This is a genomic window from Mesorhizobium sp. ES1-1, assembly GCF_020164785.1.
Classification (GTDB): domain Bacteria; phylum Pseudomonadota; class Alphaproteobacteria; order Rhizobiales; family Rhizobiaceae; genus Mesorhizobium.
The window spans coordinates 426,360-442,951 of record NZ_JAIUGX010000002.1 but is presented as its reverse complement, the minus strand read 5'-3'; the positions used below and the strand labels follow the sequence as shown (position 1 = coordinate 442,951).

The window sequence follows — 16,592 nt, the reverse complement described above, 5'->3', positions numbered from 1 at the left end:
TCCTCAGCCCCTCGAGCCCAGGCGTTTCGGGTGCGTCTCGCGATGCCGTGCATGACGGCGCTCGCGATCACAAGCCGGATCGAACTTCTGCTCACGTCCGCATATTGTGCTTGCGCTTCATGAAGTCCTTGGCGGTTTCGACGGCCACGGCCGCATCGCGGCAATAGGCGTCGGCGCCGACGGCCTTGCCGAATTCCTCGTTGAGCGGCGCGCCGCCGACCAGCACGACATAGTCGTCGCGAATGCCCTTTTCCTTCATCGTGTCGATGACGACCTTCATGTAGGGCATCGTCGTGGTCAAAAGCGCCGACATGCCGATGATGTCGGGCTTGTGCTGCTCGATGGCGTCGAGATATTTCTCGACCGCATTGTTGATGCCGAGGTCGATGACGTCGAAGCCCGCACCTTCCATCATCATGCCGACCAGGTTCTTGCCGATGTCGTGGATGTCGCCCTTGACGGTGCCGATCACCATCTTGCCCTGCTTGGGCGCGCCGGTGGCGGCCAGCAGCGGCCGCAGGATGAACATGCCGGCCTTCATGGCATTGGCCGACAGCAGAACCTCGGGAACGAACAAGATGCCGTCGCGGAAATCCTCGCCGACGATCCGCATGCCTTCGACCAGCGCTTCGGTCAGCACCTTGTAAGGCGCCCAGCCGCGCTCGAGCAGGATGTTGGTGCCTTCCTCGATCTCTTCCTTCAGCCCGTCATAAAGATCGTCGTGCATCTGCTGCACCAACTCGTCGTCGGACAGTTCGGAAAGGATGATCTCGTCGTCGGCCATTTTGCCCGCCAATTGCTCTTCACTGATTCACGATCCGCCGGCATCCTTCGGAACGGGTGCCGGCGGCGGTTGCTTGAAAACTCGGAGTTGGATCAGGCGTCGACCCAGACGTTCTGGAAATCCATCTGGTAGGTCTGGTGCATTCCGTAGTTCTTCACCTTCTTGCTCATGTGGCAGTAGAGCTTCTGCCAGAACGGCTGGATGATGACGCCGGAATCCTGGAGGATCTGCTCGACGTCTTTCATGACCTCCTTGCGCTTGGCAGGGTCCGCCAGCGAAAGCGCCTGCTTCAGCTTGGCGTCGAACTCCGGATTGGCATAGGCCGTCTCATTCCAGGCCTCGCCGGTGCGATAGCCGAGCGCCAGCACCTGAACGCCGAGCGGCCGCATGTACCAGATCGTCATCGAGTAGGGATATTTCGTCCAGTCATTCCAGAAAGTGGATCCTGGCAGCACCGTCCGCTTCACCTTGATGCCGGCGTCGCGCAACTGGCCGGCGATCGCATCGCCGGTGTTCTTCTGCCACTCGTCCTCGACGGTGATAAGCTCGTGCTCGAAATCTGCCTGACCGGCATCCGCCATCAGCTTCTTGGCGCCGGCAGCGTCGCGTGTCTTCTTCGGCAGCGGATAGTATTCGGGATGGATCGGCGCGACGTGGTGGTTCTCACCAACCGTGCCGAGCCCGGCATAGCCGAGCTGCATCACCGCATTATTGTCCACGGCCATCTGCAGCGCATTTCGCACCCGCTTATCGTCATAGGGCTTGTGGGTGATGTTGGTGCGGGCAACCAGCGTCGTCGCCGTCGCGACCTCCGATTTAACCAGGTCCATCTTATCAAGGGCGTCGATGAAGTCGGCCGGCGTTTCGAAATCGAGGTCGATCTCACCGGATTCGAAGGCGTTCAGCGTGGCATTGAAATCGGTGCCGTAGTCGATGAACTCGACGCTATCGAGCGGCGCCTCGCCGCCCCACCATTTGCCGTTCTCGCGGCGCTTGACGACCGCCTTCTGGCCGACATCGTAAGAGACAAGCTCGAACGCTCCGGTGCCGATCGGCTTCTTGATAGGATCGGCGCCATCCTTGTCGAAGTCGCGATGCACGACCAGCGCCGGATAGTCCGTAAAGCCCGGAATGATGGCGATGTCGGGTTCCGACAGCTGCAGCTTGACCGTGAAGTCGTCGACCCTGGTTATGGCGCCATCCCTCGCCTTGCCGGTCTTTGCGTCGATCAGCCCGCCGACGCGTGCGGCCATTGAGTTGCCGGAGGCAGCCTTGTCGCACCAGCGGTTCAGATTGGCAACCACGTCATCGGCGTTGAACGGATCGCCATTGTTCCAGCTTACGTCTTTGCGCAGATGAAGGGTGTATTCGGTGGCGTCGTCGTTGACGTCCCAGCTTTCGAGCAGGACCGGCTCGAAGGTGAACTGGTGAGTGTAGCGGACAAGCGGCTCCAGCCAGCAACGGGTGACGTTTGCCATTTCCGTCCAGTCATAGGTGCGCGGATCCTTCTGCGCCTTCACCGACATTGCGACACGCAACGTACCGCCCTTTTTTGGTTCTTCGGCCAGGGCTTTTGTTGGCGCGACAAGTCCGATCATGCTGTAGGCGAAAGCCGTCGAGGCCCCGAAAGCGCTTGCCAGCGCCAGGAATTCGCGCCGGTCCATGCCGCCTGCACGCGTCTCCTTCGCCATTGCCTCGATAGCTCCAGGCACACGGTCGCCATTGCTTCTGAAGAATGCCATTTTTGTCTCCCTTTTTTGTTCCCGTTGGTAGTTCGCTTTGCGTCAACTCACGCTGTTTGGCAGCGCCTCCTCGCGCCGCGCAATGAAATCCGTCAGTCCCTCCGCGATAGCCTCATCGAGCTTCGGCTCCTCGTAATCGGCGAGCATGTTGCGGGCCTTCTCGCGGCCGCGCGTGTCATGGTCCTTCGCGCCTTCGGCCTTCCACTGTTCGTACGAATTGAAATCCATGATCGAGGGCATGAAGAAGGCCGACTCGAAATGTTCGAGCGTGTGCTGGGTGCCGAGGAAATGGCCCTGCGGCCCCACTTCGCGAATCGCCGCCATTGCTTCCTTGAAATCGTCGAACGGCAGCCCGCCGGCGTATTTGTACCAGCCGACAAGCTGCTCGCAGTCGGTGGCGAATTTCGAGTAGCCGCAGGTCAGACCGGCTTCCAGCCATCCGGCGGAGTGCCAGATATAGTTGGCTCCGGAGAGGATGGCGGCATGCATCAGCATGTTCGATTCGTAGCCAGCCTGGGCGTCGTTGAGCTTCGACCCGACATGGAAGCCGGAGGTGCGCCATGGCAGCCGGTATTTTCGCGCCAGGGCGCCCATCAGATACATCATCTGGGCCGCCTCCGGGGTGCCGCCCATCGGCGCGCCGGTCTTCATGTCGACCGTGACCATGAATTGTCCGTAGAGCTGCGGCGAACCGGGACGCAGCAGCTGCGTGAACGCGACGCCCGCCAGGGCCTCGGCATTGACCTGCGCCACCGCGCCGACGGCCGACGCCGATGTCGAGGCGCCGCACAGGGCGAAGGGCGCCAGGATCAGCGGCTGGTTGCTGCGCGCATAAACCTTCATCGCGTCGAGCATGGTCGCGTCCCAGACCAGCGGCGAGTTGCAGTTGGTGATCGACACCAGCACCGGATTGTCGCGAACATAGTCCTCGCCAAACACGATGCCCGCCATGGCCATCGTGTCTTCCGCCCTTTCCTTGGACGTCACGATGCCCATGAACGGCTTGTCGGAGTGCTTCAGGGCCGAGTGGATGATGTGAAGATGGCGCTTCGGCACCGCGATCTCCATCGGCTCGCAGATCACCGAGCTCGAGGAGTGAAGCGCCGGCGCCATATAGGCGAGCTTATGGAAATTCTCCAGGTCGGCCAGCGTGCCGTAGCGCCTGTTGTTGTCGAGGTCGCGCACATAGGGCGCGCCGTACATCGGCACGAAGATGGAGTTTTTGCCCCCTACCCGCACCGTACGCTGTGGATTCCTCGCATTGAGCGTGAACTCGGACGGGACCTTGGAGACAAGCTCCATCAGCAGCGCCCGGTCGATGCGGACACGGGTTTGCGACACATCGGCTCCCGCGGCCTTCCAGAGCGCGATAGCCTCATCGTCGCGGAACTCGCAGCCCACCTCTTCCAGGATCGACAGCGATTCCTGGTGGATCAGCTCGACCGCTTCGTCCGGAATCATGTCATAGACCGGGATGTTGCGGACCAGGGTCGGGAACGAAGCCATGGGAGCTCCGCGCAGGACCTTGCGCCCCAGACGGCCGCCGGATCGACGGTTGGCAGGCTCGGTGACTTCAGCGGCCGGTGCGTTCATGAAAACTCCATCCTCCCAAAGTCATTCAGCCTACCCAGACAAAATCCTGCTGTGACGCTGGAAAATCCTGATCTCTTGTATAAGTTGAGCTTATGCGTAACCTGCGCCAGCTCTTGCCTTCGGCCGGCAGCCTGATCGTCTTCGAGGCGGCCGGCCGCCTCTCGAGTTTCACGGCCGCGGGACGCGAGCTCGGCATGACGCAGGCAGCTGTCTCCTACGCCGTGCGCGGGCTGGAGGATCAACTCGGCGCCAAGCTGTTCCAGCGCCGCCACCGCCAGGTCGTTCTCACGGAGGCCGGCGAGCGTTTCCACGCCGACGTCTCGCTGGGGCTATCGCATATCCGCAAATCGGCGGAGGATCTGCGCCTGCAGGCGACCGGCGGCCATGTCACGCTCGCTGCCTCGACGGCCTTCGGCTCGTTCTGGATGATGCCGCGCCTGCAGCAATTCCGCGATGAACTGCCTGGCGTCGATCTGCGCATCCAGACCGCAGACCGGGACCTCGACATCATCGCCGAGGGCATTCCGCTCGGCGTGCGCGGCGGCGTGCCGCGCGACTGGCCGGATTATCATTCGCTGTCGCTCTCCGACGAGGAGATCTTCCCCGTCGCCGGTCCCAGCTATCTGGCGAAGTTCGGGCTGCCTGCAACCGTGGCTGAACTGGCAACGCACCGCCTCATCCATCTCGAGGAGCCCTACCGCGAGGCGCCGAACTGGGACGAATGGCTTGCGTCCGCGGGAACCAGCCTCCGCAATGCGGAGCGCGGCTTGCGCATCAACGACTATGCGCTGGTAATCCAGGCGGTCATGGAGGGCCAAGGCATTTCGCTCGGCTGGCGGCATCTGGTCGAGCGCCTCGTGGCGTCAGGACTGTTGGTGCCGGTGACGGATCATGTGATGCGGACCGGGATCGGATTCCACGTCATCTGGCCGAAGAACCGCGAACTCAGCGACAATGCGCGCAAGGTCAGGGATTGGCTGGTGGCGCAGGCGTAAGGAAGAGGCTGTATTCCCCAACCTTTCGGCAAATGAGATAGTATTAACCGCCTTCCTCTGCTGCTACCAAGTATTCGTGGTTTCTAGAATGCCTATATTTCGACCGCTGGAGCTGGGACCTTTTTCTTTGCGAATTTCTCGGCGAATGCTGCCGTCGGGCCAGTTCCCTTTGGATGACAGGCCGCATGCACTAATGCACCATTCTCGACAGTTGTCGGGCCTCCAGCGGAATGTTCATGGACGTGGTGAACTTCAGCGTCGCCCCAGGCCACCGAACCTTCGCAAACTGCGCACCGCTTTCCCTGTGAATAGAAAAGTATAGTGCGCTCGACCTCTCCAAAGAGCCGTGTAGGATCTTTGGGCATGAGCGGCTGGAGATATTCGAACATCTTTTCTACATAGAATCGGTGTCGCCTGGAAATGTGTTCGCCACGATCGGAACTTACGCGAGTCCACTGTCCATACTGTGTCCAGAACTCATCAGAAATGCCGGCATCGTTGGCTGCTTTGCCTCTTGCCAAACCCTCCAGGAATTTATCGAGCGCGTCAGGAAAACGATCTTCCCAAATCGGAGGGTAGTCATCAAGCAATGCGTCGACGAGCAGAACCGCGTGAATAGCATCGTGACCACGTAACTTTGGATGCTTGCCAGGAACCAGCATTCTGTCCAACCGTGTTAGAATGCTGTGAAGACGTTGTGCGTTTGGCGAAGCGCTGTCGAAATCAAGGTGATCATAGTAGAACGCGTTTGTTGCCTCAGCGTTTATGTCGCAAAAGCTATCAGCGCCGTTCTCTCGCCTTGTCAAAAAGAGCATCGTCAATTGTGCGGCCAACTGGCGAGTTTTTCCTCGGTCAGATATTGGTTTCATACCTAGAACGTTTGTAAAAAAAGGATGGCCTGGGTATCGAGGGAGTTCCGGCTTGCCGCCAAGCTTCAGAACAAATTCTGTGAAATTTCCCGGCCAAGCATCCCGTGTTTCCTGATGATTCAACGGCAATCCGCTCTGAAGTCGCACAAACAAATCCCGCACTTCATTATGCTGGTTAGTCTCGATCATTGCGATCGGGATTTCGGTTCTTAGAAAGAGCTGTTTGAGGTCATTTGAAAGGGCATCGAATGTTTGGCCACCCCAAGGACACGGCTGCGTTTTGACGAAGGCAGGAAATCGAGCCACACTCTCGTCAGCTACGGGATGAAATAAAGAAAACGCACCCTCACAAAATTCGTAGATCGCATTTATTCGTTGCTGTCCATCAATGATTTCGAAGTCATCGCGAGCATAATTTCCGACTCCCTTCTTAATGTGGTGAAGGTAGATCACCGGCAATGGATAGCCCCGCATTATTGAATCGATCAATTTCTTCTGATGAATTCGATTCCAAACCGCACCTCTTTGGTATTCTGGATTTGCCGCAAGCATGCTGTTTTTACGAAGATCGATTAGCTCTTCAATGGTGTGTTTTACCTGTGTCGCCTGCATTCTCACCCCCTGTTTTTCCCCAAAGCGTCTTATCTCGACAATGAACCCTTGGCAATTGCGACACCTAACCCTGCCTCCAGTAAGCGCTCAGTCCGTGATTAAGTCATCCTTTGAGCAGTTTCTGCACGAGATCGCTGTCCGATCTTACGCGAATCCGCCTATAGTGCAGCCATGCCCATCCGCCAGCTTTCCGAAACGATGATCAACCAGATCGCCGCCGGCGAAGTCATCGAGCGTCCGGCGAGCGTGGTCAAGGAACTGGTTGAGAACGCGCTCGACGCGGGCGCCACAAGGGTGGAGGTCGTTACATCAGGCGGAGGGCTGAACCTGATCCGCGTCACGGATGACGGCTCGGGCATTCCCGAGAAGGAGTTGCCGCTCGCAATCGGCCGCCACTGCACGTCAAAGCTGGCCGACAACATCGATGACATCCGCTCGCTCGGCTTTCGCGGTGAAGCGCTGCCATCGATCGGCTCGGTGTCGCGACTGTCGATCCGCTCGCGAACGGCGTCAGGCGACAGCGCCGCCGAAATCGGTATCGAAGGCGGCCGCGTCCTGCCCGTCAGGCCCGCGGCAGCCAATCGCGGCACGACGGTCGAGGTGCGCGACTTGTTCTTTGCGACCCCGGCGCGGCTCAAATTCATGAAGGGCGAACGCGCCGAAAGCGCGGCGACGAGCGACGTCGTCAAGCGCATCGCCATCGCCTTTCCGGCTGTCCGTTTCACCCTGGCCGGCTCGGATCGCTCGACGCTGGAACTGCCGGCGACCGAAGACAGTGCGCAAGGCAGCCTGCGTCGCATCGCGCAGGTGATGGGCTCCGATTTTCCCGACAATTCGATTGCCATCGATGCGACGCGCGAGGGCGTGCGCCTGACCGGCCACGTTTCGATCCCCTCCTTCACCCGCGCCAACGCGCTGCAGCAATATGCCTATGTCAACGGCCGGCCGGTGCGCGACAAGCTCATCGCCGGGGCCATTCGCGGCGCCTATGCCGACGTTCTGCCACGCGACCGACACGCCGTGACTGTGCTGTTCCTGAAGCTTGACCCGGCTATTGTCGATGTCAATGTCCATCCGGCCAAGGCAGATGTGCGCTTCCGCGACCCCGGGCTGGTGCGCGGGTTGATCGTCGGATCGATCCGCCAGGCGCTCGCCGATGCCGGCATCCGCGCCGCGACGACCGGAGCGGCCGGCATGATGGCGGCCTTCCGGCCAGGCGCCACGGCGTACCAACATGGCGGCCCGGCCAACGGCCATCGCAGTTACGAAGCCGCGCACAGGGCCTCGGGTTTTGCGGTTTACGAACAGTACCGTTCGCCGCAATGGCCTCTTGATATGGGCTTCGGAGGGTCGGGCTTCGGCGACAATGAGCAGGCGGCATTCGACGCCGGCGCGCTTGCCAGCGCGGACGCCCGAGCCGGGCAGGACGAGGCAACCGAGACTCTGCTTGGCGCGGTTCTAGGCGCGGCGCGCGCGCAGGTGCACGAGAATTACATCGTGGCCCAGACTAGGGATTCACTCATCATTGTCGACCAGCACGCGGCGCATGAGCGGCTGGTCTACGAGGCTCTGAAGAACGCGCTGCATTCACGCGCGGTGCCCTCACAGATACTGCTTCTGCCGGAGATCGTCGACCTGCCGGAAGAAGATGCCGAACGGCTGGCGATGCATTCCGAGACGCTCGCCCGCTTCGGACTTGGCATCGAGCGTTTCGGCCCGGGCGCCGTGGCCGTGCGCGAAACACCATCGATTCTGGGCGAAACCAATGTCGGACAATTGGTGCGCGACCTGGCCGACGAGATCGCCGACAATGACACGGTCGAGACGCTCAAAGAGCGGCTGGACAAGATCGCCGCCACTATGGCCTGCCACGGCTCTGTGCGCTCCGGGCGGCGGCTCAAGGCCGAGGAGATGAACGCGCTGCTGCGACAGATGGAGGCCACGCCGGGTTCCGGCACATGTAACCATGGGCGACCGACCTATATCGAGCTCAAGCTGGCGGATATCGAGAGGCTGTTCGGGCGGCGGTGACAGGGTGCCATCTCGACGATCTTGTTCCGATTCAGGGACGCGCTGTAACTCTCTGATTCATCTCTTCAAGTTCACCACGATGACGCCGCCGAGCGCCAGCGCGCCGCCAAGGATGCCGAGCAGGGTCGGCACTTCGCCCAGCCAGAAGAAGCCGATCAGGGCGGACATGGGCGAGACCAGATAGAGGAAGTTCGAGGCGCGCGCGGCCGGCAGGCGCGACAGTGCGGTTGCCCAGGCGGCATAGGCGATCAGGCTGGGAACAATGCCCAGAAAGACGACGGCGCCGAGACCGGCTGTGCTGGCGACCGCCATCTGCGCAAAACCGCTTGGCAGAAACGGTGACAGGCAAAGCGCACCAAGGACCATGTTCGAAGCCGAGATGGTCAGCGGATGGTGGCGGGCAAAGAGCGGCTTCTGCACAATGGTGTTGACCGCGGAGCAGAGTGCCGAGCCAAGCACCAGCAGCGCGCCGGTATCAAAATGCAGGCCATTGCCGTCGGCCACGGCGATGATGCCGATGCCGGCGAAGGATATCGCCGTGCCTGCCCAGGCCCAGCCCGAGAAGCGTTCGCCAAGCAATGCCATCGCCATGATGGCGGTGAATATCGGGCTGACATTGATGATGAAGCCGGCCGCGCCGGCAGAGACGGTCAGTTCGCCGAAATTGAGCATGATCGTGTAGAGCGCGACGAAGACCACCCCGCCGAAGACGATGCGCCACATTTCGCCCAGCCTGGGCAGTGCTGGGCGCTTGAGGGCGAGGAAGATCGCGGCCGGCACGGCGGCGATGGCAAAGCGCAACGCGCCGAGTTCAAGCGGCCCGAAGGAGGCGAGGCCGGCGCGGATCGCCGGAAAGGCGGAGGCCCAACCGACCACTGTCAGCGCCACCGCAATGGCTGCCGTGGTGTCCATCCGTTGTGCCGGGTTCAACGTGCCGGTCATTGCGCTCATCCTACTGTCTCCGCCTTCAAGCTTCTGACTTGAGAAAACGTCTTTTGCCGCTGATTGACAAACGACCAAATCGAGGTTCACCTGTGATTATGGATCACAGATCGGATACGATGTTGCCGCTCGAAACGCTTCGCGCCTTCGACGCGGCCGCTCGGACGGGCAGCTTTTCGGCGGCTGCCGAAAAGCTCAACATCACGCATGGCGCGATCAGCCGCCAGATCGCCAAGCTTGAGGACTGGCTGGGCCTGAAAGTGTTCGATCGCGGCGCGCGCGGCGTGACGCTGACGATCGAGGGCAACAGGCTGCATCTGCGCACGTCGGAAGCCTTCGCCCTGATTTCTAGCCATTCCGATCGTTGGGTCGAGCCGCGCGGCACGGCAGTGGTGCGACTGACTTCGATCCCCTCGGTCAGTGGTCTCTGGCTGATGCCGCGCATGGCGGCGCTGGAGACCAATCCCACCAAGCTGCGCATCGTGCTCGATGTCGACATCCGCCAGGCCGACCTCGCCGACGAAGGCATCGACCTCTCGATCCGCTGTGGCCGTGGCGGCATTCCGGGTCGCGTCTCGGTGCAGCTTTTCGAGGAACATGTGTTTCCCGTCGCATCGCCCGAACTGGCTCGGGAGATCGGCCACGGCGGCCCTGCCCGGCTGCTCAAATTTCCGCTGATCAACGATTCCGACGCCTCGGCGTGGCGTGCATGGTTCGCCGCGCAAGGCATGGACTATCGCCCGCGTCCGCAGGATCGTCGCTTCGAAGATTACAATCTGGTGCTGGATGCCGCGGCTTATGGGCTGGGCATCGCGCTGGCGCGGCCGCCGCTGACCAGACACCAGTTAGAGTCGGGACGCATCGTATCGGTGGACGAACGCAGCGCGCTCAGTCCGGTGTCATATTGGCTCGATCGGCCGACCGGACGGCCGCGCGCCGCAGCTGCGGAACTGGCGCGCCGAATCGCCGTCCAGGCCGGTCTCGAACCGGAACGGATCGAGGCATTCATCGAAGCCGATCGATAGCGACGCTGCGGGAGAAGCCTCAATCACGGCAGGCTCCAGACGAAGTTTTTCGGCCGTGGATAGCGCCAAGCTTGACCTCCCCGGTAATTTATGGCGATGAAATCCCAATGAACCCTGGCGTCCCTGCATGATGAACCGTTTCGAAGGCCCCGGCGGCAAGGAAGCCCGCATCCGCTATCTCGATGGCGACTTCCAGGTCACCAGTCCCGGCGCATTCGTACGCTGCGCGGTGACCGGCGAAAGCATTCCGCTCGACGAGCTGAAATACTGGAGCGTCGCCAGGCAGGAACCCTATGTGAACGCCACCGTTTCGCTGCGCCGCGAGATCGAGGTCCATCCGCAACTGCGCAAGCGGAGCTAACCGCGCAGCTTGCGCTGCCGCCAGCCATCGAGCGTTTCGCCGATGATGCGTTCGGGCACATGCTCGAGTGCGAAAACCGTATCGATTTCAAGAACCTCGAGCCTGTCGAGAAAATCCTGTGAGGCGCCGTGGCGCAGCCGGGCGGCGTCCTTGGCCGTGGTGATGAGCCCGAGACCTTCGGCCCGTGCCGTGACCGCCAGTTCCGCGAGTTCGTCCTCGGCGTAGAAATGATGGTCCGGAAAAGGCCGGGACAGCACCACTTCGCCTCCGGCCTCGCGCACGGTGTCGAAAAATTTGTCGGGATGGCCGATGCCCGCAAAGGCCAGGAACCGCTTGCCGGAAAGCCCAGCCTTGCTGCTTGGCTCGGTATGAGCCTCGAAGATCGGGCGCCCGGCGCGCGCCGCCTGGCGCACCACAGCGTCCGCGGCGCTCCCCTCGCCCATCTTCAACAGCCCGCTGGTGAAGACGAGCTGGTCGACAATCCGCGCCCGGAGCGGCCCGCCCGGAATGACGCGGCCATTGCCGATGCCATAGCGCGCGTCGACGACGACCAGCGCGTAGTCGATGTGGATGCGCGCGCTCTGGAACCCATCGTCCATGATCAGGAAGTCGCAGCCTTGCCTTTCGAGCAGGAGCCGGGCGCCGGCGGCGCGGTTCGGCGTCACCGCCACCGGCGCGTGTTCGGCCAGAAGCAGCGGCTCGTCGCCGACATGTCTGGCGCTGTCATGGTGGGGATCGACAATATGCGGCTCGGCGAAGGAGCCGCCATGGCCGCGCGAAAGGAAACCGGGCTTCAGCTGCATGCGCCTGGCCTGTTGCGCGAGCGCGATGGCGACCGGCGTCTTGCCGGTGCCGCCAACGGTGAAATTGCCGACGCACAGAACCGGCGCCTCGATCTTCTCGCGCCGCGCCCGCCGCATGCCACGGCCAGCAATGTTCGCATACACGGCCGACAGCGGGGACAAGGCCAGGACTTTCCAGTCCGGCTCCTCCCACCAGAATGGTGGTGCTTCGGAGGCCACTCTAACGCCCGTTGGCGCCCTTCAGGCGCGACTTGACGACAAGCGGCTGGATGAACGGTTCCAGCGATTTCAATGTGCGAGCCAGCGCACCGCGCATCTCGTCGACGGTCGCGATCCCCGCCGCCATCATCTCGTGACGCGCCACTTCATTGGTCAGAAGGAAATTGACGGCGCCGGCCAGCATGTCACGGTCGCGCACCAGCTTGGCGCCGCCGCTGTCGATCAGCCGCTGATAGGCCTCGCGAAAATTCTGCACGTTGCGTCCGGCGAGAACGGCGGTATCGAGCATGGCGGGCTCCAACGGATTCTGGCCCCCCTCGGAGGTCAGCGAGCGGCCGACGAAGGCGATCTCGGTCAGCCTGAGGTAGAGCCCCATCTCGCCGATCGTGTCGCCAAGCAGGATGTCGGTGTCGGCGGCGATCCGGTCGCCCTTGCTGCGCCTCGCGACCTTCAGACCCATGCCGGAGATCCGGGCGGCAAGCGCCTCGGCACGGTCGGGATGGCGCGGCACGACGATCGTCAGGAGACCGTGGTGGCGCTTGTGCAGCATCGCGTGGACTTCCGCCGCGACCACCTCCTCGCCATCATGGGTCGAGATCGCCGCCCAGGTCGGCCGGACGCCGATCTGCCGCCGCAACGTCGCCAGGGCCCGTTCGTCGACGGGCGGCGGCGCGGTGTCGACCTTGAGGTTGCCCGACACTGTGACCGGCCGCGCGCCGAGCGCACGGAAGCGTTCGCCGTCGACATCGGACTGTGCGACGACGTGCGCCAGGTTTTCGAACAGCGCCTCGGCGATGTTGGCCCGCTTCTTCCACGAGGTGAAGGAACGCTCGGACAACCGGCCATTGACCAGCACTTGCGGCACGTGGCGCGCGCCAAGCTCAAGGATGGTCATCGGCCAGATTTCCGATTCCGCGATGATCGCCAGATCGGGCTTCCAGTGATCGAGGAACCGGCTGATCGCCGGCTTGAGGTCGAGCGGCACATATTGGTGGATGATGCGGTCGCCGAGCCGCTCGTCGGCGACCTGGGCCGATGTCACCGTGCCGGTGGTCAGCACGATGTTTACGCCGTAATCGAGAATGCTCTCGACCAGCGGCACCACGGCGATGGTTTCACCCACGCTCGCGGCATGGATCCAGATCAACGGCCCTTCGGGACGCGGACGGCCCGCGACGCCATAGCGCTCGCGGCGGCGGAGACGATCCTCCTTGCCGCGCGAGGTGCGCCAGGCGACGTAGGGCCCGACCATCGGATAAGCGGCGGCGCCGGCGAGACTGTATACCGACAGCATGGCCCGCGCCCAACGACCGCTCATCGCGGACCATCCACGAGACGGTAGGCATCTGTTGTCGCGGCGTTCAGCGCGGCCGTGATTTCCTGGCGCTTGCGCTCCATTTCTGCATCATCGGCGTCGGCAGCAACGAAGATCGGCTCGCCGATGACAAGCGAGGAGCGGCCGAACGGCAGGTTAATCGTGGTCTTGTCCCAACTTTTCTCCAGAACCTTGCGGCGGCTGGTGGTGATGGCGACCGGCAGCAGTGGCCGGCCGGACAAACGCGCCAGGAGAACGATGCCAAGCCCGGCGTCACGCGGCGTGCCATGGGGAATGTCTGCGATCATGGCGACGTTCTTGCCGGCGGCGAGCGACTTTTTCAGGGCAATGAGGGCTTTTGCCCCGCCCTTGTCGAGATGCCTCGCATTTTCGCGCCCGCCGGAGCCACGCACCGCCTCGATGCCGAACTTCTCAAGCATCAACGCGTTGAGTTCGGCGTCGGCGCTGCGCGATACCATGGCGACCAACGGTTTGCGCTTTGGATAAAAAGCCGGCGTCAAAAGATGCTGTCCATGCCACAAAGCGATGATGCCCGGCTCAAATTCGGCATAGGCGCCGCCCGAAAAGCGAGCCGATCCGGCGACCAGGGGGCTGGTCAGCCGAACCAGCCGCACGAACTGCGCGAGCAGGCTGGCGATCGTGTTTTTGACGAAGCGCGATTGCGCCAACGGTTCGCGAATCTTGCGCCACAACGTCCTGGTCGGAGGCGAGCCGCCCCTCACTGGGGGCACGCCCTCGGGGGGCGGCCCTTTCGCCAGATCCTGGTCCATCGAGGTCAACCGGCGGCCTTGTTGTCGGGATCCAGCAACCGGTGCAGGTGAACGACGAAGTACCGCATGTGGGCATTGTCCACGCTGGCCTGTGCCTTGGCCTTCCACGCGGTGTGCGCCGATTCATAGTCCGGATAGATGCCGACGATATCCAGGGCGTCCAGATCGCGGAATTCGTTGCCGCCGAGCTTCTTCAGTTCACCGCCGAAAACCAGATGCAAAAGCTGTTTCTTTCCGTCATCCGCGGCCATGTCGATCCTTCACATATCGTGAGTTCGCGACAGGTCTAGACCAAAGCCATCGACTTTGGAACCTTTAGGACGAGATGAATTCATCTCGCCCGGCGAAGCGCTTTCAAGCATCCATCCCGGCAACGACGCCGGCGAGCACGGCCAGCAACTCACCGCTGCCGGCGACAAGAACACCATGGCGAATCACTTCGCCGGCATAGAGCGGCGCGCTGCCATGCTGGTCGAGCAATTGGCCGCCTGCCTCGCGCAGGATGAGATCGGCGGCGGCGATATCCCAGTCATGCGCATTCGGCTTGACGAAAGTTCCGTCGAGCGTGCCGTTGGCGATCATGGCCAGCCGGTAAGCGAGCGAAGGACTGTAAGGCGCCCGCTTCAACCGGGCCCGCCACTCGGCGGGCATCAGGTCGATCAGCTGCTTGACCCCGGAAACCTCCACCGTCTCAACGGGCTTGCGCACGGCAATGCGCTGGCCGTTGCGGAAGGCACCTTCGCCGAGCCGCGCCCAATAGCTCTCCTCGGTCGCGGGACATTCTAGCACGCCGGCCAACGTGCGACCCTTTTCGACCACGGCGACGCTGACGCACCAGCTGCGCTGTCCTTCCAGGAAACCGCGCGTGCCGTCGATCGGGTCGATGACAAAGGTGCGGCGGGCCGACAACCGCGCCGGCGTGTCCGCCGTCTCCTCCGACAGCCAGCCATAGTCGGGCCGCGCCGCCAGTAGCGTCTCGCGCAGATAGGCGTCGGCGGCATGATCTGCTTCGCTGACAGGCGAGTTACCGCTCTTCAGCCAGACCTGCGGGCTGTTGCCGAAGTAGCGCATGGCGATGTTCCCTGCCTCACGGGCGGCATCGCGCAGCAGCGCCAAGTCATCGGCTGTGGTGATAAGGTCAAGATCCGGCAAGGGTCATGCCTTCGATCAGGAGCGTCGGCGCGGCGGTGCCGAAATTGCGGTCGAGGTCATCAGCCGGAACCATATTGAGGAACATGGTCTTGAGGTTCGAGGCGATGGTCACTTCGGCCACGGGATAGGCCAGCGCGCCATTCTCGATCCAGAAGCCGGAGGCGCCACGGCTGTATTCGCCGGTGACCATGTCGACGCCTTGGCCGAACACCTCGGTGACATAGAAGCCGCTCTTCAGCGACTTGATGAAGTCCTCCGGCGAGCTTTCGCCCGGTTCGATCGCGAGATTGGTCGATGAGGGGGAGACGGATGAGCCGCTGCGCGAGCCGCGCCCATTGGTGACGAGACCAAGCTCGCGCGCGGCCGATGTCGACAGGAACCAATGATTTAGCACGCCGTTTTCGACCATCAGCAGCTTCTGGCCCTCGACGCCCTCGCCGTCGAATGGGCGTGACGCCTGGCCACGCCGTCTGAGCGGCTCGTCGGTGACGGTGATCGCGGCGGCGGCCACCTGCTTGCCCATCATGTCACGCAGGAACGATGTCTTGCGCGCGACCGAAGCGCCATTGATGGCTCCGGCCAGATGGCCCGCAATGCCGCGCGCGACGCGCGGATCGAACACGACGTCCACCGGCCCGGTCTCTGCCTTACGCGCGCCGATGCGGCGCACAGCGCGCTCGCCGGCCTTGCGGCCGATATCCTGCGGCGCATCGAGATCGGCGAAATGCTGACGCGAGGAGAATTCATAGTCGCGTTCCATGCCGGTGCCCTCGCCGGCGATGACACTGGCGGAGCGCGAGAAACGCGAGCCGACATAGTGGCCAAGGAAGCCGTGAGAGGTGGCAAGCACCAGCCCGCCAAAGCCAGCTCCGGCGCTGGCGCCGGCGGAATTGGTCACGCCCTTGACCGCCAGTGCGGCTGCTTCCGCCTCTAGTGCGTCTTCCTTCAACCGGTCGGCTGACACTTCGGTGGCGTCGAACAGGTCGAGATCCCTGGTCTGCTTTGCCAGCAGTGCCGGATCCGGCAGTCCCTGATAGGGATTCTCGGGCGACACTTTCGCCATGGCAACGGCGCGCTCGGCCAGCGTTTTCGGGTCGGACGCGGCAGTCGCCGACACGCTCGCGACGCGGGCGCCGACGAAGACGCGGAGCGCGACATCCTCGCTCTCCGAGGATTCGGTGCCCTCGACCTTGCCAAGCCGCACGGACACGCCGGTCGAGCGGCCGCGCACCGCGACCGCGTCGGCGGCATCGGCGCCTGCCTTCCTGGCGGCCTCGACCAGGGCCGCGACGCGGTCGGTCAATTTTGCCGCATCTGATGTATCGGTCATGCGCATTATTCCTGCTGGGAGCGGCTAG

The 16,592-nt window shown here is 62.7% G+C and carries 15 protein-coding genes; 4 read left to right on the top strand and 11 right to left on the bottom strand.

The annotated features are described in order from the left end of the window. Positions 1-91 precede the first annotated feature (91 nt). The 3 genes from LB513_RS04905 to LB513_RS04895 form a co-directional block, all read right to left on the bottom strand. Complete coding sequence (locus LB513_RS04905) at positions 92-784, bottom strand: corrinoid protein (protein WP_224662338.1); 693 nt, start codon at positions 782-784, stop codon at positions 92-94. A 92-nt stretch (positions 785-876) separates the two neighbouring features. Further along, entirely contained in the window at positions 877-2,526 is a 1,650-nt protein-coding gene (locus LB513_RS04900; RefSeq protein ID WP_224662337.1) for an ABC transporter substrate-binding protein, read from the bottom strand. Between the two features lie 42 nt (positions 2,527-2,568). Then, on the bottom strand, positions 2,569-4,119 hold the full coding sequence (locus LB513_RS04895; RefSeq protein WP_224662336.1) for a trimethylamine methyltransferase family protein: 1,551 nt from the start codon (positions 4,117-4,119) through the stop codon (positions 2,569-2,571). Positions 4,120-4,211: 92 nt separating this feature from the next. On the opposite strand from LB513_RS04895, the gene LB513_RS04890 reads away from it, so the two are divergent. Beyond that, entirely contained in the window at positions 4,212-5,114 is a 903-nt protein-coding gene (locus LB513_RS04890) for a LysR substrate-binding domain-containing protein (protein WP_224662335.1), read from the top strand. Between the two features lie 92 nt (positions 5,115-5,206). On the opposite strand, the gene LB513_RS04885 is transcribed toward LB513_RS04890, so the two are convergent. Beyond that, positions 5,207-6,595 (bottom strand): DUF262 domain-containing protein, encoded by a 1,389-nt coding sequence (locus LB513_RS04885; RefSeq protein WP_224662334.1) that lies wholly within the window; start codon positions 6,593-6,595, stop codon positions 5,207-5,209. 171 nt (positions 6,596-6,766) lie between these two features. On the opposite strand from LB513_RS04885, the gene mutL reads away from it, so the two are divergent. Continuing rightward, positions 6,767-8,626, top strand: a complete 1,860-nt coding sequence (mutL, locus tag LB513_RS04880; RefSeq protein ID WP_224662333.1) for a DNA mismatch repair endonuclease MutL — start codon at positions 6,767-6,769, stop codon at positions 8,624-8,626. A gap of 57 nt (positions 8,627-8,683) precedes the next feature. On the opposite strand, the gene LB513_RS04875 is transcribed toward mutL, so the two are convergent. After that, positions 8,684-9,577 (bottom strand): DMT family transporter, encoded by an 894-nt coding sequence (locus LB513_RS04875; RefSeq protein ID WP_224662332.1) that lies wholly within the window; start codon positions 9,575-9,577, stop codon positions 8,684-8,686. An 89-nt stretch (positions 9,578-9,666) separates the two neighbouring features. Between LB513_RS04875 and LB513_RS04870 the strand changes: the two genes are divergently transcribed. Further along, on the top strand, positions 9,667-10,593 hold the full coding sequence (locus LB513_RS04870; RefSeq protein ID WP_224662331.1) for a LysR substrate-binding domain-containing protein: 927 nt from the start codon (positions 9,667-9,669) through the stop codon (positions 10,591-10,593). Positions 10,594-10,720: 127 nt separating this feature from the next. Beyond that, positions 10,721-10,954 carry a DUF2093 domain-containing protein gene (locus tag LB513_RS04865; protein WP_224662330.1) on the top strand — a complete coding sequence of 78 codons (234 nt, stop codon included), beginning with the start codon at positions 10,721-10,723 and terminating at the stop codon, positions 10,952-10,954. Here LB513_RS04865 and lpxK read toward each other — a convergent pair. The 6 genes from lpxK to LB513_RS04835 all read right to left on the bottom strand — a co-directional run bounded on the left by lpxK (position 10,951) and on the right by LB513_RS04835 (position 16,564). After that, positions 10,951-11,976, bottom strand: coding sequence for a tetraacyldisaccharide 4'-kinase (gene lpxK / locus LB513_RS04860; RefSeq protein WP_224662329.1), 1,026 nt, complete (start codon positions 11,974-11,976; stop codon positions 10,951-10,953). The two genes, LB513_RS04865 and lpxK, sit on opposite strands and share 4 nt — an antisense overlap. A 1-nt stretch (position 11,977) precedes the next feature. Beyond that, a complete protein-coding gene (gene waaA / locus LB513_RS04855) occupies positions 11,978-13,294 on the bottom strand; it encodes a lipid IV(A) 3-deoxy-D-manno-octulosonic acid transferase (protein WP_224662328.1) in 1,317 nt (438 codons plus the stop codon). Then, complete coding sequence (locus LB513_RS04850) at positions 13,291-14,082, bottom strand: lysophospholipid acyltransferase family protein (protein ID WP_224662327.1); 792 nt, start codon at positions 14,080-14,082, stop codon at positions 13,291-13,293. Before LB513_RS04850 ends, waaA begins: the two co-directional genes overlap by 4 nt. A gap of 5 nt (positions 14,083-14,087) precedes the next feature. Then, positions 14,088-14,333, bottom strand: a complete 246-nt coding sequence (locus tag LB513_RS04845) for a DUF4170 domain-containing protein (RefSeq protein ID WP_224662326.1) — start codon at positions 14,331-14,333, stop codon at positions 14,088-14,090. A gap of 103 nt (positions 14,334-14,436) precedes the next feature. Then, on the bottom strand, positions 14,437-15,234 hold the full coding sequence (locus LB513_RS04840; protein ID WP_224662325.1) for a 3'(2'),5'-bisphosphate nucleotidase CysQ: 798 nt from the start codon (positions 15,232-15,234) through the stop codon (positions 14,437-14,439). Then, positions 15,221-16,564 (bottom strand): TldD/PmbA family protein, encoded by a 1,344-nt coding sequence (locus LB513_RS04835; RefSeq protein ID WP_224662324.1) that lies wholly within the window; start codon positions 16,562-16,564, stop codon positions 15,221-15,223. The genes LB513_RS04840 and LB513_RS04835 overlap by 14 nt, the downstream gene beginning before the upstream one ends. Between the last annotated feature and the right edge of the window lie 28 nt (positions 16,565-16,592).